Source organism: Spirosoma sp. SC4-14, from assembly GCF_037201965.1.
Lineage (GTDB): Bacteria > Bacteroidota > Bacteroidia > Cytophagales > Spirosomataceae > Spirosoma.
In genome coordinates this window covers 147445-173274 of the sequence record NZ_CP147518.1, presented here as the reverse complement: position 1 = coordinate 173274, position 25830 = coordinate 147445, and the positions used below count along the sequence as shown (strand labels likewise).

The window sequence follows — 25830 nt, the reverse complement described above, 5'->3', positions numbered from 1 at the left end:
ATTTTCGTTCTTCACGTTACATCCTCCACAAATTATCCCAAAGTTAGATTATTTTTTTGTGGAGCCATTGTTTTGGTGAAGGGCAACGACTGGCATTTGTGTTGGCGCTACCGGAATTTGCAGTACATCTTCCATGAATTTTTCGGTAGCCGTGTATACTCCTTCGAGATCACCCGACGTAAAATAAGAAGTAATGACATGCTCTTTTGCGTCAGGGAAAGCCATTTTTTGTTTTTTATCGACGGCTGTTCCCAGATTATTGAACATATCGAGCATAGCCGCAACGGATACAACTTTGTCCTGATGGTCGTTGTCCTTATAATAATAACCCATAAAAACAGGCTGCTTCACTTTCTGAAACTGCTCGGCGGTCATGTACTGATCCAGCATGGTTTGCAGGGCAATCAGGCCATTGATGTGATACTGCGGTAACCAGTATCGATCACGGCCTGGCTGTTTATACGAATTAACCACGTAATCGCCCTGGAAGACCTGGGCCAGAATTTGCCTGCCCCACGGTTTCGTAACGAGTTTTAACGCAGGATTAGCGACAGCAATACAGGGAGAATATAATAGTAGCCCATCAATGTCGGGATGACGCTCAGCCAGATAAAGTGCCAGCATCCCCCCCGCCGATGTGCCAATAACAATCACTTTATTGCCCAGTTCTTTACCGATAGCTAATGCCCGCTCCGCTGACCTGGCATAGTTGTCGGGCGTTAAATCTTTTAGTGCATCGGGCGAATCGACCCCATGACCATAGGTTCGGGCCAGGTATAAGTTACAGCCAAAATGCCTGGCCAATTGCTTATGTATAGGATCGCCTTCGGCCCAGGTAGCCGAAAAACCGGGTATGTATACCAGGCTATAGGGCGTTTTAACCTTATGTAAACTATCGGCCCAGACAATACGGGCTTCATTATCGGATCGTAGATGTGCCTTCTTCTCAGAATCAGCAATGTTCTGTTCCAACTTAACCAAATCTGAGTCGAGAACAACAGGTTGGTTTTTTATAGCATCGTAATGCGCCGATGGGCCAAGCATATATCCGGCAGCAATGGCTGTCAATAATAGGCCGCTAATGGTGAAAATCCGTTTCATACGTATTCTTTAATATCCATACGAATGCGCCAGTCTTTGGGCAAATAGTTGTTTACCCGGTTGCCAACGCCTTTCAGCCAACCTAAGTTAATGCCATTATATTGAGCTAATAACCAGCCTTTCAGCGGCTCATCAAACAGCAGGTTTTCTTTCTTAAAGTAATGCAGAGCCTGCTCCTTACTCAATGATACGGCAGGTAAATTGGGATTAATGGCCGTACTCAGCGCAAGAGCGTGCGACGGAATGAAATCCGTACCTTTAAATTGGCCCATCTCCAGCCCAAATCCTTTATTGCGCAGGGCACTATCCAGAAATAAGAATTGCTTCTCCAGTGTTTTGGGGAGCGCCATGACATCGCCATTCGGTTTTTCCCAGAGCGAAAAGTCGGCTGGGCGCTGAAGCCATTTTGCAGCCGATGCGGTTTCGCGCGGTCGCAAGGCCCGAATGCTTCTGAACGTGCGGGCATCGAGCTTTACGGCAGCCGTAAACGATACTTTCTGAAAAACACTGATAAAAAACCCCTCGCCCCTAACCCGATGAGGATAACATTGATAACCGATCGAATCACCAGCTTTCTTTTCTGTTATATTCCACTCGGCAGGCAATGTCAGGGCTCGGCTCCGAAAACCATGTGTGGTCAGATAGCGCACGTTATCCGTGTTTTCGTCATCATTATAGGTACAGGTGCTATAAATCAGTATGCCTCCTTCATCGAGTAGCGGAGCCGCGGCTGCCAGAATTCGTTTCTGACGGGCCGAACAAAGCTGAACATTCGCTTCCGACCACTCCTGCATGGCATCGGGATCTTTCCGAAAAAGCCCTTCACCCGAGCAAGGGGCATCGACAACAATAACGTCGAAAAATCCAGCCAGATTACTCATATCCTCAGGATCATGATTACTAACCACCACATTGGGGTAGCCCCATTTATCCAGGTTTTCGCGCAGAACCGACACCCGGCTCCGAATTACTTCGTTGCACATCAGCAAGCTGTCTGGATGAATTGTAGCAGCCAGCAGGGTGCTTTTACCGCCAGGAGCAGCGCATAAATCCAGAATACGAATTGGCCTATTGAGGTTAACCGTTTGGGTTAGTGCTTCTTTTAAAAGCATCGACGAGGCTTCCTGCACATAATAGACCCCCGCCTGAAAATAGGGATCGACCGTAAAATTTGGGCGTTCGGGCAGGTAAAACCCTTCCAAACACCAGGGAACCGCGTCTAAACCTGTTGTCTGATAACCCATTTTTGCGGGATTGATACGAATGCTCACGGGAGCGTCTTGCTGGAGCGCCTGTTCGAAAGCAGAATATTCGGAGCCTAACTGCGTCTGCAATCGTGTTTGGAAAGCTGATGGTAATTTGGCAAAAGACGGGTCGTTCGTATTCATCAGGCAAAATTAAGCAACTGTCTAACGGTTTTCACTATACTTGCAACATGGCAGCAATACAGGAACGATTCAAGCAGATCAAAACATTTATTTTCGACGTAGACGGAGTCTTAACCGATGGTAGCGTTAACCTGCTGGCTTCTGGCGAACGTTTTAGAACTGTTTTTATCCGGGATACTTATGCAATTGAGCGCGCCTTAAAAGCGGGCTTTCGGGTGGCGATTCTCTCCTCCTCAAACTCCGACGGTGTGCGGAGCTGGCTAACAGCGACCAACGTAAAAGACATTTTTATGGGTGGTCCCAGCGATCAGAAAGTTAATGCCTATCTGGGTTATATTGCCCGCGATGGACTCAATGAAGCAGAAATTCTGTATATGGGCGACGATATTCCTGACTTTACGATCCTCAGCCGAACGGATGTTTTCAGTACTTGCCCGGCCGATGCGGTCGATGAAATTCAGTCAGTCTGTACCTATATATCACCTATGGTTGGTGGGCGCGGGGCTGTTCGGGATGTGATTGAGCAGGTGATGAAGGCGCAGGGAAAATGGTAAGAACTGCTGGATGTTAGCTATTGGACATTGTTATAATTCATCTCAGCATCTAAAGTCCAATAGCTAACATCCAGGATCTTCTATCACCAGTTTTTTACCAGATCGTTAAATCGTTCCAGCAAAAATTTCGATTTCTGCCCCACATAACCATCACCAACGGTAAGTTCGCCAATTTGGGTAATCGGCAAAACTTTCTTGGTTGAGCTGGTTGTGAATGCTTCTTCGGCATCATACAATTCGGAGAGTAATACGGGCCGCTCCTGAACCTCAAAATCCGTTTGCGCCAGTTGTATAATCGTTCGCCGGGTAATGCCGTGCAGGATATTCCGATTTGGCGTGATCAGTCGATCTCCCTTCACAATGAAGAAGTTGCTTCGACTAAGTTCGCTGATTTCTCCTCCTTTCTGAAATAATAGATCCGACGCGCCAGCCGATTTGATAGCCTGCGCCATCAGAATCAGCCGCTTATAGTCGGTACTTTTCACTTCGGCCATTTCACGGACATACTCATCCAGAATCACTTTAATACCCTGTTCATACTGCATGAGCGGGGTCGGATGAATTTCTTCGGTAAGAATCAGCAGATTGGGTCGTTGAACCGTGATACTATCCGACGAATAGCCCCCCGTCATAACAAATCGGAATGCCATATCGGCAGGCGAGCCAGCCTCAACGCTACGTTCCATCAAATCCATCAGAATGGCGTAGGTTGCTTCCTTGTCGAGGGGCAGGGGCAGATGCATCCGCGAAGCGGAGTTCTGAAAGCGCTCCCAATACCAATCCCACTGAAAGGGGCGGCCGTTGTAGGTCAGAAAATAATCGAACAACCCATAGCCTCGCAAAAGTCCGAGGTCGGTTGTACCGACAGCCAGTTTATCGGTCGGGGCAATGGTCCCGTTGAAATAGCCGTAATGCATGGGTTAGACTAACTTCTTATACTTGATTCGGGTTGGTGTTGCATCAGCCCCTAAACGCTTACGCCGGTTTTCTTCATATTCAGAGAAGTTTCCTTCAAACCAATATACCTGCGAATCGCCTTCAAAGGCCAGAATATGTGTAGCAATCCGATCGAGGAACCAACGATCGTGACTGATCACAACAGCACAGCCCGCAAAATTCTCCAACCCTTCTTCCAGCGCCCGAAGTGTATTGACATCCAGATCGTTGGTTGGCTCATCGAGCAGCAACAGATTGGCTCCTTCTTTCAGAATCATAGCCAAATGAACCCGATTTCGCTCTCCGCCCGATAAAGTTCCAATCTTCTTCTCCTGATCGGCACCGGCAAAGTTAAAACGACTCACATAGGCCCGCGCGTTGGTCTGACGACCGCCTAACATCACCCATTCATTACCACCCGAGATGGTTTCGAATACGGTTTTGTTCGGATCCAGTCCATCGTGTTCCTGATCGACATAGGCAACTTTCACGGTTTCGCCCACGTCGAAGGTTCCTGTATCCGGTTTTTCACGACCTGTAATGAGCTTAAACAATGTTGTCTTACCAGCGCCATTTGGCCCAATAATACCAACTATACCGCCCTGCGGCAGCCGGAATTCCAGATGCTCAAATAATAACCGATCGCCATATGCTTTGGCCACCTCATTGGCTTCAATTACTTTAGCCCCCAGGCGAGGGCCGGCAGGAATAAAGATTTCCAGCTTGTCTTCCCGCTGTCTGACGTCTTCGCTCAGCAGTTTTTCGTAGGCCCCCAAACGTGCTTTCGACTTTGCCTGACGGGCCTTAGGTGCCATTTTTACCCATTCTAACTCACGCTGGAGCGTTTTCTGCCGCTTCGATTCGGTTTTTTCTTCTTTAGCCAACCGTTGCTGTTTCTGATCGAGCCACGAAGAGTAGTTGCCTTTCCAGGGAATACCTTCGCCCCGGTCGAGTTCAAGAATCCAGCCCGCTACATTGTCCAGAAAATACCGGTCGTGCGTTACGGCGATTACCGTTCCAGCATACTGCCGAAGGTGTTCTTCAAGCCACAGTACCGATTCGGCATCGAGGTGGTTAGTAGGCTCGTCGAGTAACAGAACATCGGGTTGTTGCAGCAATAGTCGGCAGAGAGCGACCCGGCGTTTTTCGCCCCCCGACAACGTATCAATCACAGCCTCGGCAGGCGGACAGCGCAGGGCATCCATAGCGCGTTCGAGCTTCTGATCAAGTTCCCAGGCATTATAATGGTCGAGTTTTTCCTGCACTTCCCCCTGGCGGGCAATCAGCTTATCGAAGTCGGCATCAGGATCACCAAAGGCTTCATTTATTTCGTCAAATTCTTTGAGCAGATTAACCACTTCCTGCACTCCTTCTTCAACAACCTCCCGAACTGTTTTCCCTGGTTCAAATTTTGGTTCCTGTTCAAGCAGGCCAACCGAATAGCCCGGAGAGAAAACTACTTCTCCAGTATAGTTTTTGTCAATACCGGCGATTATACGTAAAAGAGTTGATTTTCCAGAGCCATTTAAGCCCAAAACACCAATTTTAGCACCATAAAAAAAGGAAAGGTAGATGTTCTTTAGGATTTGTCGGTTAGGCGGAATATTTTTACTCACGCCCGCCATCGAGAAAATTATGGTTTCCTGACTCATTAATTTCTAATAGATTTGTGGTTGGCAATAATCCTCAAAATTAACCCACAGCGCAGCCTTAACCAAGCATAGTAATGGAAAACGCTTCACTGGTAGATGAATACGGTTACGTCAAAGACGGAAAGGTATTTTTGAAAGGCTACCTGGAATACGAAGATCGCCAGATTGGCGAAGTAAAACGCACTGAGCAGGAAGCGCTCGACTATTTTAAGAATCGCTTCATCATTGCTGAGAACAAAGTTAGTCAGTTGGAGAAAGACATCGAAGAGGCCCAGAACAAAGGGTCTTATCTGACTAAGCTAGTCCAACTACGGAAGAAACTGCTCGGCTTTGATGCACTTGGCGATTTTCCGCCCCTGCTCGAACGCCTGGATGCCCAGGAAAAATTGTTGGCTGAGTTGATTACGGTAAATCAACTTAAAAACCTGGAAATCAAACGAGCCCTGATTGCCGAAGCAGAAGCAATTGCTGACAGCACTGACTGGCGACCTACAGCCGATGCGCTACAGGAAATTAAAACAAAATGGATTAAGACCGGCCCTGTAGACAAAAGTGCTGAAACTGAAATTGAAGGCCGCTTCCAGGAATTGCTGGATGGGTTTTTCCAGCGTCGGCGTGAGTTCTTTAATGAACAGAACAAGGTTATTCAGGAGCGACTCGACAAGTACGACGAGTTGATTCGGCTGGCTTTTCGCGCCAATCGAATCGAAGATCTGGATGCAGCCTTTCAGGAAGTCCGTCGGCTTAACAACGCCTGGAAACAGGTTGGCGAAGTTCCTATCAAGAAAAGTGGTAAGCTTTATAAACAGTTCAAAAAAGCAACTACCAATTTCTACACGAAGTATAACGACGCCAAAGGTATCGTTATCGAGAAAAAAATTGACCCGCGCATCGAAGCACAGATGAAGATGGTTGATGAGGCCGAACGATTATCGCGCCAGTCAGACATTTTTGCTGCTGCCGAACGGGCCAAGGTTCTGCTCAATAGCTGGAAGGAAGTTAAAGTTCCCTTCAAGTTGCAGGACAAAACGCTGAACGACCGGTTTAGAGCAGCCTGCGATAAGATATTTGAGTTAAGTTACCTGGGTCGTGTGCTTGCCCGCAAATATCCGGCTTTCGAGCTCAAGAGTAAATCAGAACAGATTCGTACCAAAATCCGTGAAATGGAATATTTGGTCAAACGCGAGAAAAACGATTTGCAGTTTGCTCTCCAGGACGCTGAAGGTCTTGACCCAAACAACGCCGAAGACAAGCAGGTGCTCAATAAGATCAGTACGCAAAAACGTAAGATTGCGATGAAAGAAGTGATTCTTCGTGAGTTTCAGAAACAACTGGAAACGGCTGGTTTGTAATCACTTATAATTCTATAAAATGAAACGTGCCACGGCTAACAGTCGTGGCACGTTTCATTTTATAGAATTGTTATAGAAACATGGAAACCTTAACGAATCATTTGATAAACGATGCCAGCTTTCGGAGGGCCATCGTTCCAGGCAAATTTGTTCGGCTTGAATATTTGACCGATCTGCATGAGTTCATCAAAGCCGACGTAACAATTAAACAGTTTTTTCTTCAGAACGGAACCGAATGGCTTGAACTCGCAACCGGCGACTTAATTTCTCTCGATCGGGTGGTAAGCATTTCGGGCAACCTGTCGCCCCGCTATCCGGGCTACGCCAACTATTCCTGCGACTGTTAATCTGTTTTTTGCGATTTCTTTATGAGATGATGTCGAAACCACAATATGGCACCAGAACTTTAGGAATCCTGATCCCCTCTGGCGTCTGATTGTTTTCCAGAATCGACGCCAGAATCCGAGGCAATGCCAGCGCTGAACCATTCAGCGTATGTAACAACTGCATCTTATTATCTAGTTTTGACCGAAGCTTGAGCCGATTGGCCTGATAGGTCTCGAAGTTAGATACTGAACTCACTTCGAGCCAACGCTGCTGTGCTGCCGACCAAACTTCCATATCATATGTCAAGGCCGATGTAAAGCCCATATCGCCACCACACAGGCGTAGTACACGATAGGGTAACTCCAGTTTTTGCAGCAACGACTGCACATACTGGCTCATTTCTTCCAGAGCAGCATAGGAATTTTCAGGCTTTTCGATGCGCACAATTTCAACCTTATCGAACTGATGCAACCGATTCAGCCCGCGCACATGGGCTCCCCACGAACCTGCTTCGCGCCGGAAACAAGGTGTATAACCCACATTTTTAACGGGCAACTGGTTTTCAGGCAGAATCACATCGCGGTAGAGGTTCGTGATAGGCACTTCGGCCGTTGGAATCAGATATAGCTTGTCTTCTGTTACGTAATACATTTGCCCTTCTTTATCGGGCAACTGACCCGTGCCAAAGCCAGAATCTTCGTTGATCACAATGGGTGGCTGCACTTCCAGGAAACCGGCATTCAGCGCTTCGTCGAGGAAGAAATTAATCATAGCCCGCTGAATACGAGCCCCTTTACCTTTGTAGACCGGAAAGCCCGCCCCCGAAATCTTGACGCCCAGCTCGAAGTCGATAATATCATATTTTTTGATCAACTCCCAGTGTGGCTGAGCACCTTCGTGAAGTGTTGGCTTTTCGCCATGCTCAAGCATGACCTCATTATCCTCAGCACCGCGCCCTTCGGGAACGCTGCTGTGTGGAATGTTGGGAATTGTAACCAATAAAGCCTGTAAATCAGACTCTAACTGACGTAAAGCATCCGCTAAATCTTTCGAGCGAGCTTTCAGATCGGCCGTTTCAGCTTTGGCTACTTCGGCAGCAACTTTGTCACCTGCTTTCATCAGGGCACCGATCTGACTGGCTTTTGCATTGGACTGCGACAATACATCGTCCAGGTCGCGCTGGGTATTCCGACGCTGCTGATCGATTGTTAATACCTGATCAACAATAGCTTCGGCATTAGGAAAATGTCGTTTATGAAGACCTGTCAAAACAGTTTCTTTATTCTCACGGATAAAATTGAGTTGAAGCATCCCGATTGTTAAATTAAATTCTTGATTTCTCGAATAAATTCCGGCGTCTGTTCTAACAATATCAATGCATCAGACTCTGAAAACATCTCAAAATCATCATAATCTCCTTTTTGACGAGCATTAAACAAACGCCCAAAGGTACTGTTATGCTCAATAGCTAGGCGGCCTGTTCGTGTAAAATGAACATTGAGTAGGTGCTTTGCTCCACTATGCGAACTGACTTTATGTCCTTCTTTGGCCATTAAGGCCAATACAGCATAAAAATCGGCATAGTATAACTGGTTAACAGCACTGTTCCAATCCTGAACACTAAGTAAGAGCAAGGCACTATTCAGTGTTTCATCGGTCCGTTACAAACGATATTGGATTAGGTCCAGCTTTCGTTCATCGTCATTCATATAGCTCTTCGGTCTTCTACGACATTACGATGAAAGTCTGTACTACTTCGGGCTAACCAATCAGCTTTAGAATATACGAAAGCATTAACAACCCAATCTGTTTGTAACTCCAATATATTCAGTTGATCCTGAATTTTCCACTCAAAAGCACGGCTAAAGTTTTTTTCCGTCAACACTAAAAAATCCCAGTCTGAATCCTCACGAGCGTCACCACGCGTCCGCTAACCAAACAACCACACTTCGGTCTGCGGATCAATTGCCTGAACCTACTGTTTTACCTCGCGTAAAAATTGTTTGTTAGTCATGGTTTTTCTAGAGCTTAAACGTGGCCATTATACCGAAAATAATCCTTCGTTCAGAGCATTCAGCGCTTCGGCTTTGTAGCGACCGTGTACGAGTAATGACAAATTACTTTCAGTTCCCCCGTACGAAACCATCCGAATTGGGATGTTTTTCATGGCATTAAATACCCGAACGGCAACACCTTCGTTATCGGCACTAAAGTTACCCACTATACAAATAATCGTTTGGTCATAGTCGGGCTCTTCGAGCGTACAGAATGTGCTCAACTCATCCGAAATTTCCTGAATACGATCCGTATTATCGATGGTTACCGAAACCGATACTTCGGAAGTCGTAATCATATCGACGGGCGTTTTATATTTCTCGAAAATCTCGAAAATACGACGCAGAAAACCATACGCATTCAACATCCGGGTCGAATGAATATATAGGGCTGTAATTCCATCTTTAGCTGCAATCGCTTTGAAGACCTGATCACTCGTACGGTCGGCAATGAGCGTACCGGGCGCTGCCGGGTCCATTGTATTTTTAAGCCGAACCGGAACTCCGAACATTCGGGCAGGCGTGATGGTTGATGGGTGCAGAATTTTAGCCCCAAAATAAGCCAGCTCAGCCGCTTCGTCAAAGGTTAGCTCACGAACCGGGAAAGTATTTTTAACAATCCGCGGATCATTGTTGTGCATACCGTCAATGTCGGTCCAGATCTGAATTTCTTCGGCCCGGATCGCTCCTCCGATCAGTGATGCCGTATAATCAGATCCCCCCCGCTTCAGGTTATCGACCTCACCCCGCGGATTACGGCAGATAAAGCCCTGCGTTACAATAATCAGCTTATCATCATGCTGCGGTAGCATTTCGGACAGCTTTTCTTCGGTAAACTGAATTTCCGGCTCATTATCGGCATCGATCCGCATAAACTCAAGCGCAGGTAACAGCACCGACGGAACCCCTTCTTCGGCCAGATAAGCCTGAAAAAGCTGTGTACTGAGCAATTCACCTTCTGCAACCAGTTCCTTTTCCTGTTTCAGCGTAAACGGTTTAATACGGGTTAGTGAACGGATAAACGAAAATTCGTTGTCCACAATCTGCTGCCCCGCGGCTTTTCCTTCCGGCGTTTTATATAATTCGCCAATAAAACTGTCGTAATGCGCTTTCAGAGAATCAATTTTTGCATTCGCGTCATCGTCATTATTCGCCTTTAGCGCTTCGCCAATGGCTAATAAGGTGTTGGTTGAGCCAGACAGGGCCGACAGAACAACGATTTTACGCGTATTGTCTTCGGCAATTAAGTTACGGATAGACTGCATGCGCTCGGGCTTCCCGACCGACGTACCGCCAAATTTCCAGACTTGCATTTTAAAATTGTTTTTCAGCTTTCAGTTTTCAGTTTTCAATAGCGCTACAGTATACATCCTGCGAATGCAGCACTATTGAAAGCTGAACACTGAAAGCTCATTTAAACTGAAATGAATAAACTTGTTTCTGTAATCCGAGCATTTTAATGGCCGTGATGGCGGCTTCGTCGCCTTTATTACCGTGTTTTCCACCGGCACGGTCGAGGGCCTGCTGCTGATCGTTGGGGGTCAAAACGCCAAAGATTACCGGCTTTCCGGTTTTTAGGCCAACGTTGGTTAAGCCCTGCGCTACAGCATGGTTAATATAATCGTTATGTTTGGTTTCACCCTGAATCACACAGCCCAATGCAATTACAGCATCGATATCGTCGCGCTGTGCAAACCACTGAGCACCCAGGCTTAGTTCATAGCTACCCGGTACATTGCCCCGAATAATATTTTCTGCCTTTACCCCATATTCGAGTAAGGTTTTATAAGCCCCATCAAAAAGAGCTTCGGTTACTTCAGTATTCCATTCGGAAACCAGAATTGCAAAACGACGATGACTCACATCGGGAAGATCATCCGTAGAAAAAACACTAAGATTCTTTAAATCAGTGGCCATTGGTTAGAGAGTTTGTTGTCTGAACCGGGATTTACACGATTTGATTTACATGATTTTTAAAGGCGCTTCGTCGAAGCAGGTTAATCAAGAAAATCCTGTGAATCCTGGTTCGGACAAGAAAAAAGGACAAAACCCCGGTCGGCTTTGTCCTTTGCTGTATTGAGTTATTCAAGTACGTCTACGACTGGCCGACCGATGCTTCGAGCACGGATTTATATTTCTTGGCATTGACTGCCTCGGCCGATTGTGGGTACTTTTCGATAATGTCGTTATAGGCTTCGATGGCTTTATCGTTCTGCTTAGCCTGCTCGAAGGTAATGGCTAGCTTCAACAAATAGCCGGGTGTAAAATATTTGTTAGGCTTGTAGTCAGCAGCTTTTTGGTAATAATCGGCGGCTTCGTCGTAGCTTTTCTTTTCTACGTACGCATCACCAATTAAAGCATAGGCCCGAGCCTGCACCAATAAGTCTGAAGAACTAAAGCCTTTCAGGTGCTCAATGGCATCGTCATATTTGCCCTGCTTCAATAAGGCAAGGCCCGAATAAAAGTCAGCCAGATTTCCTGCCGGTGTCGAACCATAGTTATCGGCAACCGACAGCAGGCCAGGGCTTTTGCCATCGCCATTCAGGGCCTTTTTGAGCGAATCGGCTTCGAGTTGGTAAACAGACGGGAACATCTCAACCTGAGCCGTTTCATCCTGACTACCTACGTAGAATCGATAGCCAAAATAACCCAGAGCCAATAAAACAATGCCTCCAAGTACGCCCAAAACAATATTCCGATTCTGTTGGAAGAAGTCACCAACATCCTCTAATCTTCCCTCTAATGCGTCTGGGTCTTCCAAAAAATCCAGTCCGCTGTTCTTTTTGCTCATCTGTTTGCAATTTGGACTGCAAAATTAGGAATATTTGTAATTGTGGAAAAGCGTAAGCGTCAAAAGTTTAGAGAATACAGTATATTAAATTGTCATCTCCCGAACAGCCATTACTTCTGACGACCGCACAGGCCGTATCTGATGGGCTAATAATGTCTCAATAGCTACTGCTTCGCCGGTTAGTGTAACAAACTCCACTTCAAACGCTTTCCCTTCATTATAAACGGTCAGAACCGTACCTACGTCGCCTGCTTTCAGACGGCCGTCACTCATATCTTCCTGTAATACAACCAGATCGAATTCTGTCATACGCCAATACACTTATTTACCTGTAGAAACGCCCAGTGTAAAATCTTGTTTTGTTAAAATTACGTTAACTTTGCGCCCTAATCTTCCAGGGGTGCCTTATAATAACGGGCTGAGATTATACCCATTGAACCTGCGCAGGTAATGCTGCGAAGGGAGATGTCCTTACGGTAAAAGAACCGTAAGTGTATTTTTTAACCAAATCATTTTAACCAAAGGTAGGTTTGGCCCCTCGCCTATCGTAACCGTTTTCAGTCATGAAAAAAGGTGCGACAGAGCAACGTTTTGTTTACCTCATTCCTTTCTCTATTCTATTTTGGCTGTTTAGCCTACCCTCATGGGCCCAATTCACTGTTTCCGGAACGGTTAGCGAGCCCGATGGAAGCCCGCTACCGGGTGCTGCCATTACTATCGAAGGGACCTACAAAGGCACTTTTACTAACGCCAATGGAACGTTTCTGCTTAGTAATGTAAAAGCAGGACCCGTTGCAATCAGGGTTTCTCTGATTGGTTATCAACCACAAACTAAAGAAATCGACCTTACTCAAAACGCAACACTTGCCGTTAGCTTGCAGCGAACGGCCGTCGCCGTCGACGAAGTGGTGGTGAGTGCTACCCGCGCTAACCAAAAGTCAGCCATTGCTTACACTGATGTTACGCGCCGGGATTTAAATAAGCTGAATCTGGGACAGGATATTCCGCAGTTACTGAATTTTACGCCTTCTATTGTAACGACTTCTGATGCAGGTGCAGGCGTTGGCTACACGGGCATTCGAATTCGGGGCTCCGATGCAACCCGTGTCAACGTGACACTGAACGGCATTCCTTATAATGATGCTGAATCGCAGGGGACTTATTTTGTCGATATGCCCGACTTTGCTTCATCGGTAAGCACAATCCAGATTCAGCGGGGAGTTGGCACATCGACCAATGGCGCAGGGGCCTTTGGCGCGTCGATTAACATTCAGACCAATAAGCTGGAAGAAAAACCGTATGCAGAGACAAACCTATCCGGAGGGTCGTTTGGCACGAGAAAAATAAATGTTCTGGCCGGAACGGGTTTGCTTAATAACCATTTTGTGGTCGATGCGCGATTGTCGAAGATCTATTCCGACGGCTATGTCGACCGCGCTTTTTCGGACCTGCGGTCGTTTTATGTATCGGGCGGTTACTACTCGAAAAAGAGTTTTATACGACTCAATGTGTTTTCGGGTCAGGAACAGACGTATCAGGCCTGGAATGGTGTTCCGGAAGATATATTGAAAATCAACCGGCGGTACAATTCGTTCACCTACGATAATCAGACCGATAACTACCAGCAGGATAACTACCAACTCATCAGTTCTCATGAACTAAGCAAAAACTGGCGAGCCAACCTGTCGTTTTTTTACACGAAGGGAAAAGGGTACTACGAAGAATACCGGCCCAACGATAATTTCAGTGATTATGGTCTTTCCAATGTCGTGATTGGTGATTCGACCATCAAACAAACGGATATTATTCGTCGGCTGTGGCTCGACAATGACTTTTATGGCACTGTTTTTTCGTTCGATTACAACAGCTTTGGCAAGCTAACTGGCAATATTGGTGGCGGCTGGAATCAGTATAAAGGATCGCATTATGGCGAAATTATTTGGGAACGGATAGCTGGCAACACGAATATTCGCGACCGCTATTATCAGGACAATGCGACCAAACGCGATTTTAACCTCTATGCCAAAGCGTTTTATCAGTTCAATTCGAAACTAAATGGCTTTGTCGATGCGCAGGTTCGGCAGGTTTATTACTCATTTCTGGGTTTTAACAGTCAGCTACAGAATGTACAACAGAATGCTACCCTAACGTTTTTCAATCCCAAAGCAGGACTTACTTATACTGTGAACGACCGAAGCACCGTATATGCTTCAGTGGGCGTAGGCCACCGTGAGCCCAACCGAAACGATTATACGCAATCGACACCGGAGAGCCGCCCCAAAGCCGAAGAACTGATTGACTACGAAGCAGGCTATAAAATTCAGACGACCGATCTGGCCTTTACGGTGAATGCTTACTATATGGATTACAAAAACCAGTTGGTTCTATCGGGTCAAATAAACGATGTGGGCGCTTATAATCGTGTTAACATTCCGGCCAGTTACCGCGCAGGTGTTGAACTGGAAGCAGGCATACGTCTAGCGAAACAGCTACGCTGGAATGTAAATGCCACCTTCAGCCGTAACCGGGTAAAAAACTTCACCGAATATCTGGATAACTACGACACGGGCGAGCAGGATAGCCACCAATATACCCAAACCGACATCTCGTTTTCGCCGAATGTAATTGCCGGATCGCAACTGCTGTTTACTCCTGCAAAGGGCTTTGAATTGGGGCTACTGTCTAAATACGTTGGCAAGCAATACCTTGATAACACCTCGAACGAAAACCGGAAACTAAATTCATATTTTACCAACGATATCCGGATTATTTACACGCTTAAACCAAAATTCGCCCAGGAAATTGCCTTCACGCTTCTGTTCAACAACGTTCTAAACGAGCTTTATGAATCAAACGGCTATACCTACGCCTACGTTTCGGAAGGAAAAGTAGTAGCCGACAACGCCTACTACCCACAAGCTGGGCGCAATTTTCTGGCTGGGGTGCGGGTTCGTTTCTGATGGCCTAAATTGGAATGTCTGAACCAGGACTTACAGGATTCCAATGATTTTCTTGATTTTCAAGACCCTTTTTGAAACAAAAGAACCAAGAAAATCATTGGAATCCTGTAAGTCCTGGTTCAGACAACTGGTCATCCAATCGCCTGTTTCAGATCCTGAATCAGATCGTCAATATCTTCGATTCCGACGCTGAGCCGAATGAGCGTATCTTTGAGACCATTTCGTTCGCGCTCGGCTTTAGGTATACTGGCATGTGTCATACTGGCCGGATGTGTACATAGCGATTCGACTCCTCCCAACGATTCACCGAGCGAAAAGACCTTGAAACTTTCCATAACCCGAACAGCTTCGGGCATGGAATCGCCTTTGAGTTCAAACGATAGCATTCCGCCAAAACCGCGCATCTGCTTTTTGGCCAGTTCATGCCCAACATGCGATTCGAGTCCCGGATAATATACCTGACTAACTTTTGGATGCTGTTCTAAATAGTGAGCTACTTTCAGCGCATTTTCGCAATGCCGCTGCATACGAACGTGTAAGGTCTTGATGCCACGTAGCACCAGAAAACAGTCTTGAGGACCAGGCACGGCCCCGCAGGCATTTTGAATAAATGCTAACCGCTGAGCTGTTTCATCGTCGTTTAGCACAATGGCCCCCATAACCGTATCGGAGTGGCCGCCCAGGTATTTCGTAACCGAATGCATGATAATATCAGCTCCCAAATCAAGCGGATTCTGAAGATAGGGCGACGCAAACGTATTGTCGACAACAAGTTTGATGTTGTTCGGTTTAGTAATAGCAGCAATAGCGGCAATGTCGACCAGTCGAAGGAGCGGGTTCGTTGGCGTTTCGATCCATACCATTTTGGTAGCGGGTGTAATAGCTGCTTCCAGATTGGCAGGGTTTTCCAGTCCAACAAACTTGAAATTCAGCCCAAACTCCTGAAACACTCGGACCATAATACGGTATGTGCCACCATATAGATCATTGCTGGCAATAATTTCATCGCCCGGTTTGAACAGTTTCAGAATAGCATCTGTTGCCCCCAAACCCGACGAAAAACAAATGCCATGTTTCCCATTTTCGAGCGCTGCCAGATTCGTTTGCAGCACCGTCCGCGTCGGGTTTTGGGTTCGGGCATATTCGTATCCTTTATGCTTACCTGGCGACTCCTGCACATAAGTCGACGTTTGGTATATAGGCGTCATGATAGCGCCCGTTGTAGGGTCCGGTTCAATACCGGCATGGATGGCTTTTGTTGCGAATTTCATACCCGAAGGTAATAAAAGTAGCTAGTACGAACCTATAAGTATAACACAAACAAAACCAGAAGGAGCCCCCGGCTGTTTGATACTACGTGAAGTCATCCATTCTTAAGCATATTACGGGTCCGGCTGTTGCAGGCATTCTTTTGTCAGTAACGCCTATTCTCTTTACGTCTTTACTCACCTACTACGCCATCATTTATGAATCGTTCATCGCTACGTTTACCGTATGGCAATGGGCAGCCATTACCTTAATCTGCACAATCACATCGGCCGGACTAACCCCCCCAACGATGCTGGCTCTGATTTTTGGTTATTTTTTGAGTTGGCACGCCGTACTTCCGTTATTTATTATAAACCTGGGTGGTATTTTATTCATCAACGTACTTGTTCATTGGCTCGACCACGATCGATTCCTCACGTTTTTACGGCGAAATCCCAAAGCGCAATCTGTGCTCGACCGCATTCTGAATAAAGAATTAGAAGTTATTTTCTTTGCCAAACTCTCACCCATTCTGCCTTTCGGCTTAACCAATCTTCTGTTTGCATTGTCGGGGGCGCAGTTAAAAAATATTTTGTTAGGCGGATTTCTGGGTATGACACCACGCACATTGCTAGCCATTTGGTCGGGCCACGAAGCCCACGAAATTCGAACGTTACTGGAAAATCCGAACCAAAGCACCTGGACTCAACTTGTTGTAATTGCCCTGATTGTGGTATCAATTGCCGGACTTTGGCAGGTAATTCAGCGAGCACTGAAATAAGAAGGCTTCTGTAGGCAAACTCCTTATCGTCCTAAAGCTCATTACTCAACTGCTCTCCCGCCAATTCGATAAGGCGATTATGACCCGTTCGTAGTGTAGTTATTTTATAGTGGTAGATTAACCGGGTAAGGGGTAAGATGAAATAAGCAGGTACTATCCGATCGAACACGCCCGTAAAAAACTCAATAGTAACAGCGTGCCTATTGAGCTGTTGACTGATCTGATTCAAATCAGGCCGAATAAGCCGAAATTGCGTCCAGCTTTGATAGACCCGAGCACGCTGATCAGCGGTTCCTAGCGAAATTTCGGCAAAGCGCATAACCGTCCGATTCAATAAACCAAGCCGCGTCAGCGTATGTCCCAGCGCATTGAGCATTGACAAATGATCTAGAAAAAATCGAAACAGCCAGCGCCCTGCAGCCGTACCTGTTGCCACCTCATACCAAAAGCTACGCGTTATTCCGTCGGGGGCAATCAAAATCAATGCATCAAGCCGGTCAGCAAACTGCTCGGAAGCCGCCAGTGCAAATCGCCCACCCAGACTAAAACCCATCAGCGAAAATCGGTCAATATTTTCTGACTTACAGAAAGCTTCCAGTAACTTTTGCCAATCGTGTTTCGTTAGAAGAGAAGTGCCCTTGTAGTGGCTACTGCCATGAAAAAACAAATCGATAGCCAATACGGTATAGTGCTGGCCAAGCGGTTGATCCAACGTCGAAAATACCTCTCCTGTTTGCCCGAACCCATGAAACACCAATAGGATTGACGGTCCGTTGCCAAATCGTCGAAAGGCTATCCGACTTTTCGCAAACTCAAAAAATTCGACTGCCATATTACCAAAATTAATATCTGAGCCTGGATTTACCGGGTTTTAATGGTTTACTTAATTGGCTCTCATCCTGGGAGCATCTATAAATAGCCTGTAAATCATTAAAATCTGGTAAATCCAGGCTCAGATATTAGTATGCAAGCATACTAATAAGTTAACTTTTTCTTATCTTTAACGCATTCTCAACAGGCAACACGATCAACTTAAACACAGTAATTCAGATGGCAACGGCATCGCTGGAGTTACAGGGATTGAATTTTAATTTATCGGAAGAACATTTGGCCGTAAAGGAAGCGGCTCACGATTTTGCTCAAAATGAACTTCTGCCCGGTGTTATTGAGCGAGACAACGGCGCAAAATTTCCCGTAGAACAAGTGAAACGCATGAGTGAGCTAGGCTTCATGGGCATGATGGTTTCACCCGATTATGGCGGAGGAGGTATGGACACGGTTTCGTATGTGTTGGCAATGGAAGAAATTTCCAAAATTGATGCCTCGGCAGCTGTGATTATGTCGGTCAATAATTCATTGGTTTGCTATGGGCTGGAAGCTTTTGGCACTGAAGATCAGAAACAAAAATACCTGACCCGGCTGGCGACTGGTGAAATTATTGGCGCTTTTTGTCTCTCAGAACCCGAAGCGGGCTCAGATGCTACCTCACAAAGCACCACTGCCGAAGACAAAGGCGAGTATTATTTATTAAACGGCACAAAGAACTGGATCACCAACGGCAACTCTTCGAGCGTATGTCTGGTTATTGCTCAAACCGACAAGGAAAAGAAACACAAAGGCATTAACTGCCTGATTGTTGAAAAAGGCGTCCCTGGGTTTGTAGTCGGCAAGAAAGAAGATAAGATGGGTATACGCGCATCGGATACCCACTCGCTTTTATTTACAGACGTAAAAATACCTAAGGAAAATCGTATTGGCGATGATGGATTCGGTTTTAAATTTGCCATGTCGACACTTAACGGCGGACGCATTGGCATAGCAGCACAAGCGCTTGGCATTGCTGCCGGAGCCTATGAGTTAGCCCTGCAGTATGCGCAGGAACGCAAATCGTTTGGCAGGCAAATATTTGACCATCAGGCCATTCAGTTCAAATTAGCTGAAATGGCAACCAAAATAGAAGCGGCCCGTTTGCTGGTATATAAAGCCGCTCGTTTGAAAGACGAGCATAAAGATTATGTACAGGCTGCCGCTATGGCCAAACTGTTTGCTTCAGATGTAGCCATGTGGGCAACAATAGAAGCCGTACAGATTCATGGAGGTTATGGATATGTAAAAGAATTTCACGTGGAGCGTTTAATGCGCGATGCGAAAATTACTCAGATCTACGAGGGTACATCCGAAATCCAAAAATTAGTGATAGCCCGGGAGCTAATTCGCTAAGTATTTTCTTAGTAAAATAGAACTTTTCTCAAAGTATAGTGCGTGTTCAATCGGAATACGCACTATTTTTTTTATTTTTTGGAAACTTTTACACTTGTATTAGTTTTGTACAAATTATTAGATTTGTGCAACTTTGAAAGCAGGTAGCATTCACACGCACTCCCCCTTTCAGCTATGGAAGACTACAATAAAATAATTGAATCACTGGGCGTAAAGTTTATTAAGGCCCGTAACATTCGGATTTTGCAGCCGATCACCATCAAGAATTTTTATGATGTTGAGAACACGTTGCTGATCTTATACAACGGAGAGGTGTCTATTGGCGAGGAACGTGTTAAAGTTGACGTAGGCGACATGCTGTTTATTCCAGGTGGAAAGCACGTAACAGTTACCTACGGAGATCCTTCTAGCTCTAAAACCGTTTCTAACGAAGAGTTTATGACTCATCGGGAAATGTATTGGGAAGGAAACCATGATCCTAAACTCATTGGGCATCTGCCAAACTCGTTTGGTTATGTTTCGTTTGAGGCCAAGGTTTTCGATTCGGTAAACTTCTTCAACTCGCTAGATGTACCACCCTTCATTATCAAACGGGAAGAACATCTGGCCACTACGATCGATCAGATTCTGGCCGAAGATATGACCGACCTGGCCGGTAAAGGACGTATTGTAAAGATTAAGACAGAAGAGATCGTTATCGAAGTAATTCGCTACATTTTGAAAAACCGTCTGTTCGTTGAGCAATTAGTCACGAACAGTACTTACTTCAAAGACCCGCGATTAATTGATATTTTCGCTTATATCAAAGAAAATCTGGGGGGCGATCTGTCGAACAAAGTGCTGGCAAACGTAGCAAACGTTTCGGAAGATTACGTGGGGCAATACTTTAAGATGCTGACCGGTATCAATCCGCAGGATTATATTGAATATCAGCGTATGGAAGCTGCCGTTGGTCTATTGCGTACGAGCAAGAAAAGCATTCGGGCTATTGGTGCCGAAGTAGGTTATAAAGACACCGCTTATTTTTGCCGTCGATTTAAGATGATGTTTGGTATTCCAGCCGGCAAAATGCGCCGTCGCGAATCCCTGATGAATGTGTAAGGCTGAAAACAGTAAGGGAGAGAAAAGCAGATAGACTTTCCTCTCCCTTACTGTAGCTACTTTTTTATTGCATATTTACCTCAATCGGTAAGGTATAAAAAACCGCCACGTGCGCTCCATGTACCTCACCGGGGTGCCAGCGTGGCATTTGTTCGATAGCATCGATGATGGTCTTCATAAAGTCCTTCATCCCTTTCTCCATTTTTCTGTCTTCGATAGGCTTAACGCTTATCCGTACATCGCGTACTACTCCATCCTGGCCGATAATAAACCTGGCCGCAACAGGCCCCGTATTATAATTCTTTCGCATTAGCGAACTGGGGAATTTTATATTCTCGGCCAGATAACGGCTTAAGGCGGCTTTTCCACCCGGAAATTCAGGCTGTTTTTCTACTACTGTATAAATCTTCTCATTCTGCGATTGGGCAACTACCTGAGTAGACGAAAAAAAACTTCCTATACTGAATAAGCACAACAAACAGCGGGCAATAGTCTTCATAAATTAGGCTTGTACAACTGATTGGTTGAAGTCCCGCACAATCGATGATAGTTCGGGTAGTAAATCTGGATTCTGCTCAATACCGTTTCCAACAACAATAACATCGGCACCTGCTTTTAGAGCCTCATAGGCTTTCTCACCCGAATTAATGCCACCTCCCACCAAAACGGGTAAGTCAACTGCTGCCCGCACTGCCGCAATCATGGCAGGTGGCACCGGCCAGCGAGCACCACTTCCTGCGTCCAGATAGATCGAGCGCAGCCCCAGCATTTCACCCGCCATAGCCGTACAGGCAGCCACATCAGGCTTATCGTGCGGCAAAGGAGTAGTGCCGCTTATATAAGAAACGGTCGTTTGTGTACCACTATCAACCAGCATATAACCCGTTGGTAGAATCTCCAGGCCACTTCGTTTTAACAGAGGGGCGGCAATAACATGCTGTCCAATTAAAAATTCAGCGTTTCGGCCAGAAATAAGCGAAAGCAGAAGGATAGCATCGGCCGACGATTCAATATGCAGCGGATTACCCGGAAATAAAACAACCGGGCTATTCGTGTGCTGACGAATCGCAGCTATTACTTCTTTATGAGCATAATGAGTAACGAGGCTGCCACCAACCAAAAAAAAATCAACCGGATACTCGTGAGTACGGGTCAAGAGTGTTTTCAGGCCGTTCTGCTCAATTTTGTCAGGATCGAGCAGAACGGCAAAGGCCTTCTGGCCCGATGCTCTGTTAGTGTGAAGAATAGTCTGCAGGTGTTGTGGTGGCCGAATCGTGGTACTGCCCTCCACTGGCTGGATCTGCGGTTGGATTGATCGCATTATTCTGACGGATACGGTCTATAAAGCCGACTAGCTGCTCACGGGCTATATTTGTTAACACGGTTGTTAATAGTCCCCCGATTAAGCCACTGGTCGCTGCTGATCGTTGTGTGTGTTTAGCCTGCCGTTTTAACGCTTTATTGGGTGTTGGCTCTGCCATAGATTCATCGTTGGCATACTCATCATCCTCATAATCGACGTCTTCATCGTCGGGCTCGCCGTATTTTTCAGCTCGCCGGTACTCATCAGACTTTGGCAATATGGCATTTACAACCAAATATACGGCTAAACCAACTCCCGCTACAAACGCAGCTGTTTTCCCAATTTCAACCGCATCTTCTTTTATTGAATCAACATTATCGCTGATCGACGATTTAAAACGCTCAGTAGCAGCCATCAATTGTGCCCGTCGGGCTGTAGTGTCAGCAAAAGGAACCTTCGGATCTTCCATAGTTTTCTTCTTTACCCGGTATATGTAGCTAATTGCTAGTTAATTAGTAGACAAGTATTCCAACGATAGTTATTGAGCTAGTTTGCCACTTTCATTTAAACTGGTGCGGGTTTTCTCCAGCAAATCCCGTACGGCTTCCGATTTCTCTTCGATTTTTTTCTCCTGATTTTTTTTAATGATCGTGTAAGCCATTGCCTTGATTTTCGATTTAATGAAACCACTGGCTGCGACCCAGATCAGGGTTAACAACAGAAAGAATCCAGCAACTATTAAGAAACCCATATAGCGACTATTCGTCACCTCATTGAGGTAAGCAGCCAGTAAGCTAAATAAAAATATGAGGGTCATAGTGCTCAGAAGAGCCAGCACAATTCCGTGGATACCAACAACTACTCCTTCTTCTACCTTTGCTCTTGTTTCAAGCGTAAATAACTCGATGCGAGCTTCCAGATAGCGAAAGATATTTTCCCGAATTTCTTCCAGACGTTCGAGCATATTTTTGCGATGTTTAGTTTTTTACTCTGCGTTATTTACAAAAAAACTGACATTTTGTTCAGAAAATATAAGATAACAGCCTCATTTACTTCTAATAAGTCTGTTTATGAGCCCCTGTTTTAGCCCAATCGGAGCCAACTATTTTCTGGGAGACAAGCCTAATCGATTTCTCCGTATAATACTGTTAGCCAAAAGTAGTTAACCAAAAGTATACTTTTAAACAAAAGAGGTCTGATGGTGTAACCCATCAGACCTCTTTTGTTTTTTTATTAGGCGTCAGCAAGGCAGGCTGTGCATCGTTGCTGATGACAGATTTGCAAAATAAACTCAGCCCTACACTAGTTCGATTGGCGTAGTTTCGCTTCAATCGTTTGTTGTGTATGCGGAACTGCACGGAGTCTTTCTTTGGGAATCAGCTTGCCAGTGTCTTTACAGATACCGTATGTCCCATTCTTAATCCGTACCATGGCTGCATCCAACTGTTGCGTAAATTTTTGCAGACGGGCAGCTAATTGACTAAGGTTTTCGCGTTCGCTGGTGTCAGCACCATCTTCGAGCAGCTTTGAGTTTCCCGATGTATTATCGGTACCACTATCATTGCGTTTGCTCAGCGTTTCCTTAATATAATTCAACTCACTACGGGTCGCTTCAAGTTTCTGACTAATCAGTTCTTCGAACTCTTTTAAGTCTTCCTCCGAATAGCGTTTCTTTTCTTCTTGAACCATAGTTAATAGTCGTAATTGACGGGGTGTGTAATTATTCCACAAAATTAACGCTTTTTGGCCTGATTTTCAACCCTTCTTCCAATTTGAATTTGTTTTCTTTAAATTTTTATTAAATTGTAATTTAGCACGTTTGCCGATTTTTCTTCTGTTTTGGCCCATATCAGTATATTACAATTCTGGCAAATTGTTCCTACAAAAACTATTATTGGGATCTATTTTTTATATTAATCTTAGAAAAAATATACTTTTCATAATATTTATGCGCTTTTATTAATTTTGCTGTACACTTCATCAGCAAAAAATTGTTTAAAAGAGTGAAGTAATAATATGGCCATGGCTTACATCGAACCAGCCCCAATTAAAGATAAAGAGAATCCGCTTGAATCTATGATGTCGCGTTTCGACGCGGCAGCCCGCCTTTTGGGAATTTCAGATGAAATGTATGATATTCTGAAAGTTCCTGCCCGACAGGTCATTGTTGGTCTTCCTGTAACAATGGATAATGGTGCCATCAAAGTTTTTGAAGGCTATCGGGTTATTCACTCCAATATTCTGGGACCTGCCAAAGGCGGTATTCGGCTCGATCCTGCCGTAAATCTCGACGAAGTTCGGGCCCTGGCAGCCTGGATGACCTGGAAGTGCGCAGTTGTCGACATTCCGTATGGGGGTGCAAAAGGCGGAATTGCCTGTAACCCGCGTGAAATGTCGGCGGGAGAAATTGAACGGCTCATCCGACAATATACGGTTGCTATGCTGGACGTAATTGGCCCAGATCGTGATATTCCGGCCCCCGATATGGGAACTGGTCCTCGCGAAATGGCCTGGATCGTAGACGAATATTCGAAAGCGAAAGGCATGACCGTGAACAATGTGGTTACGGGCAAACCGCTCGTGCTGGGAGGTTCACTTGGTCGAACGGAAGCCACAGGACGGGGAGTAACGGTTGCAGCTCTGGCAGCGATGGATAAGCTCCGAATGAACCCTTATCGGGCTACGGCTGCCGTGCAGGGATTTGGTAATGTAGGATCATTTGCGGCCGAACTACTCCATGAACGGGGTGTAACGGTTGTAGCGATCAGTGATATTTCGGGCGGATATTACAATGCATCCGGTATCGACATCACAGCGGCCGTCAATTATCGAAATACGAACAAAGGTACATTGGAAGGCTTTGCGGGTGCGGAGAAAATAACGAACGAAGAACTCCTCTCGCTGGCTGTCGACGTATTGGTTCCGGCGGCTAAGGAAGATGTAATTACCGACGATAATGCAGCTTCTATACAAGCCCGAATGATTGTTGAAGGCGCTAATGGACCCACATCGGCCTCTGCCGACGAAATTATTAACAGCAAAGGTATTCTGGTTGTACCCGATATTCTGGCTAATGCGGGGGGCGTTACGGTATCGTATTTCGAATGGGTCCAAAACCGTATTGGCTATAAATGGACACTTGATCGAATCAATCGCCGGGCCGACCGGATTATGAAAGATGCTTTCGACCGGGTTTTCGAAACCTCCCAACGGTATCAGGTTCCGCTGCGATTAGCCGCTTATATTGTCGCCATCGACAAAGTGGCTAGTACCTACAAGTTCCGCGGAGGCTATTGATTTTGCCTAAATTGTATGATGTGTAGTGTATGATGTATAATTTTGTCGGTACCTGATGCATCAGACATACGTCATACATTATACATCATACAATTTCTTATGCGCTTACACCGCGAAGGTTACACCATAATGCTTACAACAGGGCTGGTTTTGCTGGCCCTGAATTTTCTTGCTTATTTTTATCTCTTCTCTGACAACTCAACAGCAATTACGCTTCTGGCCGTTGCCAGTCTGATCTTATTTCTGCTGATTGTCCAATTCTTTCGGGTGCCCAACCGCCAGTTAACCATCCACCAATCGCAGGTGATTGCTCCAGCCGATGGCACCGTGGTTGTGATTGAAGAAACCAGCGAAGACGAATATTTTAAAGCACGTCGTCGGCAAATTTCTATTTTCATGTCTCCGCTAAACGTGCATGTTAACCGAAATCCAATTACGGGTATTGTACGCTATTTTAAATACTATCCGGGAAAATATCTGGTAGCCTGGCATCCTAAATCGAGTACTGAAAACGAGCGAACTACGGTTGTTATTCAGGCACCCAACGGCGTTGAAGTGCTATTCCGCCAGATTGCGGGTGCCGTTGCCCGACGCATTATCTGGTATGTAAAGGAAGGGCAACCGGTTCAGCAGGGCGACGAAATGGGGTTTATTAAATTTGGCTCTCGGGTAGATGTATTCATTCCGCTGGATGCCGAAGTGAACGTAAAAATCGGCGACCGAACCAAAGGCGGAGTTAGTGTGCTTGCCAATCTGAAATGATCA

26 protein-coding genes and 1 riboswitch are annotated in these 25830 nt (G+C 45.8%); of the genes, 9 read left to right on the top strand and 17 right to left on the bottom strand.

The features are described from left to right. Positions 1-48: 48 nt before the first annotated feature. The gene (locus WBJ53_RS00680) at positions 49-1101 is read right to left on the bottom strand and encodes an alpha/beta hydrolase (RefSeq protein ID WP_338874129.1); all 1053 of its coding nucleotides are present in this window, start codon (positions 1099-1101) and stop codon (positions 49-51) included. Then, a complete protein-coding gene (locus WBJ53_RS00675) occupies positions 1098-2489 on the bottom strand; it encodes an RNA methyltransferase (RefSeq protein ID WP_338874128.1) in 1392 nt (463 codons plus the stop codon). The genes WBJ53_RS00680 and WBJ53_RS00675 overlap by 4 nt, the downstream gene beginning before the upstream one ends. A gap of 47 nt (positions 2490-2536) precedes the next feature. Here WBJ53_RS00675 and WBJ53_RS00670 point away from each other — a divergent pair, with 47 nt between their 5' ends. Next, positions 2537-3043, top strand: a complete 507-nt coding sequence (locus tag WBJ53_RS00670) for a 3-deoxy-D-manno-octulosonate 8-phosphate phosphatase (protein ID WP_338874127.1) — start codon at positions 2537-2539, stop codon at positions 3041-3043. An 83-nt stretch (positions 3044-3126) separates the two neighbouring features. On the opposite strand, the gene WBJ53_RS00665 is transcribed toward WBJ53_RS00670, so the two are convergent. Next, positions 3127-3960: an aminotransferase class IV gene (locus WBJ53_RS00665; protein ID WP_338874126.1), complete on the bottom strand. Its 834-nt coding sequence runs from the start codon at positions 3958-3960 to the stop codon at positions 3127-3129. A 3-nt stretch (positions 3961-3963) separates the two neighbouring features. Beyond that, positions 3964-5631 carry an energy-dependent translational throttle protein EttA gene (gene ettA, locus WBJ53_RS00660; RefSeq protein ID WP_338874125.1) on the bottom strand — a complete coding sequence of 556 codons (1668 nt, stop codon included), beginning with the start codon at positions 5629-5631 and terminating at the stop codon, positions 3964-3966. 74 nt (positions 5632-5705) lie between these two features. Between ettA and WBJ53_RS00655 the strand changes: the two genes are divergently transcribed. After that, positions 5706-6983, top strand: coding sequence for a DUF349 domain-containing protein (locus WBJ53_RS00655; RefSeq protein ID WP_338874124.1), 1278 nt, complete (start codon positions 5706-5708; stop codon positions 6981-6983). Between the two features lie 80 nt (positions 6984-7063). Beyond that, positions 7064-7330: a hypothetical protein gene (locus tag WBJ53_RS00650; RefSeq protein ID WP_338874123.1), complete on the top strand. Its 267-nt coding sequence runs from the start codon at positions 7064-7066 to the stop codon at positions 7328-7330. A 19-nt stretch (positions 7331-7349) separates the two neighbouring features. Here the strand turns inward: WBJ53_RS00650 and serS are convergent, their stop codons facing one another. The 6 genes from serS to WBJ53_RS00620 all read right to left on the bottom strand — a co-directional run bounded on the left by serS (position 7350) and on the right by WBJ53_RS00620 (position 12464). Continuing rightward, a complete protein-coding gene (gene serS / locus WBJ53_RS00645; protein WP_338874122.1) occupies positions 7350-8621 on the bottom strand; it encodes a serine--tRNA ligase in 1272 nt (423 codons plus the stop codon). Between the two features lie 8 nt (positions 8622-8629). Next, entirely contained in the window at positions 8630-8944 is a 315-nt protein-coding gene (locus WBJ53_RS00640) for a HEPN domain-containing protein (protein ID WP_338874121.1), read from the bottom strand. 407 nt (positions 8945-9351) lie between these two features. Next, the gene (locus WBJ53_RS00635) at positions 9352-10677 is read right to left on the bottom strand and encodes an aspartate kinase (protein ID WP_338874120.1); all 1326 of its coding nucleotides are present in this window, start codon (positions 10675-10677) and stop codon (positions 9352-9354) included. 97 nt (positions 10678-10774) lie between these two features. After that, entirely contained in the window at positions 10775-11281 is a 507-nt protein-coding gene (gene ribH, locus WBJ53_RS00630) for a 6,7-dimethyl-8-ribityllumazine synthase (RefSeq protein ID WP_338874119.1), read from the bottom strand. Positions 11282-11459: 178 nt separating this feature from the next. After that, complete coding sequence (locus WBJ53_RS00625; protein WP_338874118.1) at positions 11460-12155, bottom strand: tetratricopeptide repeat protein; 696 nt, start codon at positions 12153-12155, stop codon at positions 11460-11462. An 84-nt stretch (positions 12156-12239) separates the two neighbouring features. Beyond that, positions 12240-12464 (bottom strand): DUF4926 domain-containing protein, encoded by a 225-nt coding sequence (locus WBJ53_RS00620; protein ID WP_338874117.1) that lies wholly within the window; start codon positions 12462-12464, stop codon positions 12240-12242. Positions 12465-12541: 77 nt separating this feature from the next. Further along, positions 12542-12635, top strand: a riboswitch (TPP riboswitch). Positions 12636-12718: 83 nt separating this feature from the next. Between WBJ53_RS00620 and WBJ53_RS00615 the strand changes: the two genes are divergently transcribed. Continuing rightward, positions 12719-15115: a TonB-dependent receptor gene (locus WBJ53_RS00615; protein WP_338874116.1), complete on the top strand. Its 2397-nt coding sequence runs from the start codon at positions 12719-12721 to the stop codon at positions 15113-15115. Positions 15116-15246: 131 nt separating this feature from the next. On the opposite strand, the gene WBJ53_RS00610 is transcribed toward WBJ53_RS00615, so the two are convergent. After that, positions 15247-16386, bottom strand: coding sequence for a cystathionine gamma-synthase (locus WBJ53_RS00610; RefSeq protein ID WP_338874115.1), 1140 nt, complete (start codon positions 16384-16386; stop codon positions 15247-15249). Positions 16387-16472: 86 nt separating this feature from the next. On the opposite strand from WBJ53_RS00610, the gene WBJ53_RS00605 reads away from it, so the two are divergent. Continuing rightward, positions 16473-17144 carry a VTT domain-containing protein gene (locus WBJ53_RS00605; protein WP_338874114.1) on the top strand — a complete coding sequence of 224 codons (672 nt, stop codon included), beginning with the start codon at positions 16473-16475 and terminating at the stop codon, positions 17142-17144. 31 nt (positions 17145-17175) lie between these two features. Here the strand turns inward: WBJ53_RS00605 and WBJ53_RS00600 are convergent, their stop codons facing one another. Beyond that, a complete protein-coding gene (locus WBJ53_RS00600; protein ID WP_338874113.1) occupies positions 17176-17976 on the bottom strand; it encodes an alpha/beta hydrolase in 801 nt (266 codons plus the stop codon). A gap of 218 nt (positions 17977-18194) precedes the next feature. Here WBJ53_RS00600 and WBJ53_RS00595 point away from each other — a divergent pair, with 218 nt between their 5' ends. Then, positions 18195-19364 (top strand): acyl-CoA dehydrogenase, encoded by a 1170-nt coding sequence (locus WBJ53_RS00595; protein WP_338874112.1) that lies wholly within the window; start codon positions 18195-18197, stop codon positions 19362-19364. Positions 19365-19538: 174 nt separating this feature from the next. Next, positions 19539-20465, top strand: coding sequence for an AraC family transcriptional regulator (locus tag WBJ53_RS00590; RefSeq protein ID WP_338874111.1), 927 nt, complete (start codon positions 19539-19541; stop codon positions 20463-20465). Positions 20466-20529: 64 nt separating this feature from the next. On the opposite strand, the gene WBJ53_RS00585 is transcribed toward WBJ53_RS00590, so the two are convergent. The 5 genes from WBJ53_RS00585 to WBJ53_RS00565 form a co-directional block, all read right to left on the bottom strand. Continuing rightward, a complete protein-coding gene (locus WBJ53_RS00585) occupies positions 20530-20964 on the bottom strand; it encodes a hypothetical protein (RefSeq protein WP_338874110.1) in 435 nt (144 codons plus the stop codon). 3 nt (positions 20965-20967) lie between these two features. After that, entirely contained in the window at positions 20968-21786 is an 819-nt protein-coding gene (locus WBJ53_RS00580; RefSeq protein ID WP_338874109.1) for a geranylgeranylglyceryl/heptaprenylglyceryl phosphate synthase, read from the bottom strand. Then, positions 21698-22237 (bottom strand): hypothetical protein, encoded by a 540-nt coding sequence (locus WBJ53_RS00575; RefSeq protein WP_338874108.1) that lies wholly within the window; start codon positions 22235-22237, stop codon positions 21698-21700. The genes WBJ53_RS00580 and WBJ53_RS00575 overlap by 89 nt, the downstream gene beginning before the upstream one ends. Before the next feature lie 69 nt (positions 22238-22306). Beyond that, positions 22307-22732 carry a phage holin family protein gene (locus WBJ53_RS00570; protein ID WP_338874107.1) on the bottom strand — a complete coding sequence of 142 codons (426 nt, stop codon included), beginning with the start codon at positions 22730-22732 and terminating at the stop codon, positions 22307-22309. A gap of 338 nt (positions 22733-23070) precedes the next feature. Next, a complete protein-coding gene (locus WBJ53_RS00565; RefSeq protein WP_338874106.1) occupies positions 23071-23457 on the bottom strand; it encodes a TraR/DksA C4-type zinc finger protein in 387 nt (128 codons plus the stop codon). 333 nt (positions 23458-23790) lie between these two features. Between WBJ53_RS00565 and WBJ53_RS00560 the strand changes: the two genes are divergently transcribed. Both WBJ53_RS00560 and WBJ53_RS00555 read left to right on the top strand, forming a co-directional pair. Continuing rightward, the gene (locus tag WBJ53_RS00560) at positions 23791-25065 is read left to right on the top strand and encodes a Glu/Leu/Phe/Val dehydrogenase (protein ID WP_338874105.1); all 1275 of its coding nucleotides are present in this window, start codon (positions 23791-23793) and stop codon (positions 25063-25065) included. A gap of 99 nt (positions 25066-25164) precedes the next feature. After that, positions 25165-25827 carry a phosphatidylserine decarboxylase family protein gene (locus tag WBJ53_RS00555; RefSeq protein ID WP_338874104.1) on the top strand — a complete coding sequence of 221 codons (663 nt, stop codon included), beginning with the start codon at positions 25165-25167 and terminating at the stop codon, positions 25825-25827. The last annotated feature ends 3 nt before the right edge of the window (positions 25828-25830 follow it).

Bases quoted from the DNA above. Each gene is read 5' to 3' on its own strand.
- WBJ53_RS00680 (WP_338874129.1), bottom strand. From the start codon at position 1,101: ATGAAACGGATTTTCACCATTAGCGGCCTATTATTGACAGCCATTGCT.
- WBJ53_RS00675 (WP_338874128.1), bottom strand. From the start codon at position 2,489: ATGAATACGAACGACCCGTCTTTTGCCAAATTACCATCAGCTTTCCAA.
- WBJ53_RS00670 (WP_338874127.1), top strand. From the start codon at position 2,537: ATGGCAGCAATACAGGAACGATTCAAGCAGATCAAAACATTTATTTTC.
- WBJ53_RS00665 (WP_338874126.1), bottom strand. From the start codon at position 3,960: ATGCATTACGGCTATTTCAACGGGACCATTGCCCCGACCGATAAACTG.
- ettA (WP_338874125.1), bottom strand. From the start codon at position 5,631: ATGAGTCAGGAAACCATAATTTTCTCGATGGCGGGCGTGAGTAAAAAT.
- WBJ53_RS00655 (WP_338874124.1), top strand. From the start codon at position 5,706: ATGGAAAACGCTTCACTGGTAGATGAATACGGTTACGTCAAAGACGGA.
- WBJ53_RS00650 (WP_338874123.1), top strand. From the start codon at position 7,064: ATGGAAACCTTAACGAATCATTTGATAAACGATGCCAGCTTTCGGAGG.
- serS (WP_338874122.1), bottom strand. From the start codon at position 8,621: ATGCTTCAACTCAATTTTATCCGTGAGAATAAAGAAACTGTTTTGACA.
- WBJ53_RS00635 (WP_338874120.1), bottom strand. From the start codon at position 10,677: ATGCAAGTCTGGAAATTTGGCGGTACGTCGGTCGGGAAGCCCGAGCGC.
- ribH (WP_338874119.1), bottom strand. From the start codon at position 11,281: ATGGCCACTGATTTAAAGAATCTTAGTGTTTTTTCTACGGATGATCTT.
- WBJ53_RS00625 (WP_338874118.1), bottom strand. From the start codon at position 12,155: ATGAGCAAAAAGAACAGCGGACTGGATTTTTTGGAAGACCCAGACGCA.
- WBJ53_RS00620 (WP_338874117.1), bottom strand. From the start codon at position 12,464: ATGACAGAATTCGATCTGGTTGTATTACAGGAAGATATGAGTGACGGC.
- WBJ53_RS00615 (WP_338874116.1), top strand. From the start codon at position 12,719: ATGAAAAAAGGTGCGACAGAGCAACGTTTTGTTTACCTCATTCCTTTC.
- WBJ53_RS00610 (WP_338874115.1), bottom strand. From the start codon at position 16,386: ATGAAATTCGCAACAAAAGCCATCCATGCCGGTATTGAACCGGACCCT.
- WBJ53_RS00600 (WP_338874113.1), bottom strand. From the start codon at position 17,976: ATGGCAGTCGAATTTTTTGAGTTTGCGAAAAGTCGGATAGCCTTTCGA.
- WBJ53_RS00595 (WP_338874112.1), top strand. From the start codon at position 18,195: ATGGCAACGGCATCGCTGGAGTTACAGGGATTGAATTTTAATTTATCG.
- WBJ53_RS00590 (WP_338874111.1), top strand. From the start codon at position 19,539: ATGGAAGACTACAATAAAATAATTGAATCACTGGGCGTAAAGTTTATT.
- WBJ53_RS00585 (WP_338874110.1), bottom strand. From the start codon at position 20,964: ATGAAGACTATTGCCCGCTGTTTGTTGTGCTTATTCAGTATAGGAAGT.
- WBJ53_RS00580 (WP_338874109.1), bottom strand. From the start codon at position 21,786: ATGCGATCAATCCAACCGCAGATCCAGCCAGTGGAGGGCAGTACCACG.
- WBJ53_RS00575 (WP_338874108.1), bottom strand. From the start codon at position 22,237: ATGGAAGATCCGAAGGTTCCTTTTGCTGACACTACAGCCCGACGGGCA.
- WBJ53_RS00570 (WP_338874107.1), bottom strand. From the start codon at position 22,732: ATGCTCGAACGTCTGGAAGAAATTCGGGAAAATATCTTTCGCTATCTG.
- WBJ53_RS00565 (WP_338874106.1), bottom strand. From the start codon at position 23,457: ATGGTTCAAGAAGAAAAGAAACGCTATTCGGAGGAAGACTTAAAAGAG.
- WBJ53_RS00560 (WP_338874105.1), top strand. From the start codon at position 23,791: ATGGCTTACATCGAACCAGCCCCAATTAAAGATAAAGAGAATCCGCTT.
- WBJ53_RS00555 (WP_338874104.1), top strand. From the start codon at position 25,165: ATGCGCTTACACCGCGAAGGTTACACCATAATGCTTACAACAGGGCTG.